Here is a 1,512-nt window from a genome sequence, read left to right as displayed (position 1 = left end):
TCGCGCCGCCCGGCGGCCTGGCGCTGGACAACCACGCCCGCCGCCGCGCCCTGGCCGAGGACGTGGTGCGCGACCAGCTTCCCCGCGCGCTCGCCCGGCGGCCCTCGTACGCCTCGGTGATCGTGGGCGTCAACGACACGCTGCGCAGCGACTTCGCGATCGCGCCGATCGCCGCCCGGCTGGAGCAGACGGTCGTGGCGCTGCGCCGGTCCGGCGCCGTGGTGCTCACCGCGAGCCTGCCCGACCCCGGGCGCATGCTGCGGGTCCCCGAGCTCGTCCGCCGCCCGCTGGCACGGCGGATCCAGGCGATCAACGCCGTCGTCGAACACCTCGCGGCCGTGCACGGGACGGTCCACCTGGACCTGGCCGGGCACGCGTCCGTCTACGACCCGGCGATGTGGGGTGTCGACCGCATCCACCCGAGCGAACGCGGGCACCGTCTCCTGGCCGGACTGTTCGCCGACGGCCTGGCCGACCGCGGTGTGCCCCTGTGGCGGCTGCCCGAACGCGAGCCCTCCAACCCGGTGCCGAGCCTGGCCGCCCAGGCGTACTGGCTCGCGACTCAGGGAACCGGCTGGATGGCCCGCCGTTCGCGCGACCTGCTGCCCGGCCTGACCCGGCTGGTGTTCAGCGAGGCATGGCACCGGCTCCGCGACCAGACCGTACGGCTCGACGACCGCGCGTACGCCGAACTCGCCGCGGTGCTGGCCTCGCTCTCACCCGGCCGTGGCCGCACGCCCGTCCGGCCGTAGCTCAGTAGTAGTGCCGCAGCCGCGGCCAGATCGCCGACCACGGCCCGGTCGTGCCGGTGCACAGGTCGACGTGCGCGCCCTGCTCCTGGTCGTCGACGCCGGTGTCCACGCGGCTCCCCGGCCGGCAACCGGTGAAGAACCGGCCGATGCTCCGGTCGCCGTCCTGGTACACCAGCACCACCGGGCCGGTCGCGGAGTCCGGCGGCGGCCCCCAGTCGGCGTCGCTCATGTGGGCCGAGTAGGGCGTCGGCAGGCCGTGCCGCGGCCCGAACCGCGTGATCGCCCCGTGCTCGCCGTAGTTCTCCGTGAAGATCACCGCGTGGGCGCGCTCCGCCGGAGGGATCGCGGACCACCGCGCGGCGACGGCCGAGGTGAGCGCCGGCCAGCCGACCTGCTCGCCCTGTTCCGCGTTGATCCCGTTCACCGCCGACAGCGCGCCGGTCGGCAGCAGCGGCAGGGAGGCGAGCCCGGACGTGATGGCCGCGAGGACGCCCCCGCCCACGAGGACGGCCGTCCGCCCGCGGCCTCGCGCCCGCCGGGCCAGCGGCTCACACCCGGCGGCGGTCAGCACGAGCAGAAGCGGAAGCGCGTAGTACGACTTGCCGCCGGACGCCACGACCATGACACAGAGCAGCGGGTACGCCACGACCATCGGGCGGGCCCACCGGAGCTCCGGGTCGCGCCACAGGCGCCGGATGCCGGCGATCCACACGGGGACGAGAAACGGCGACAGATAGACGATCTGCAACGGCACGAACAG

General features: G+C 75.1%; 2 protein-coding genes. One reads left to right on the top strand and one right to left on the bottom strand.

Features of this window, described 5'->3' with window-relative positions:
* Window positions 1–752: SGNH/GDSL hydrolase family protein (locus ACFFNX_RS49745; protein WP_378213481.1), on the top strand; the 752-nt coding region annotated here is incomplete at its 5' end.
* 1 nt (window position 753) lies between these two features.
* Here ACFFNX_RS49745 and ACFFNX_RS49740 read toward each other — a convergent pair.
* Window positions 754–1,512 (bottom strand): hypothetical protein (locus ACFFNX_RS49740; RefSeq protein WP_378213480.1); only part of this gene is annotated, 759 nt, incomplete at its 5' end.

The sequence above is a fragment of the Actinoallomurus acaciae genome, assembly GCF_042429965.1.
Lineage (GTDB): Bacteria > Actinomycetota > Actinomycetes > Streptosporangiales > Streptosporangiaceae > Actinoallomurus > Actinoallomurus acaciae.
Note: the sequence above shows the minus strand (reverse complement) of the source record. Positions and strands in the feature narration are given on the sequence as shown.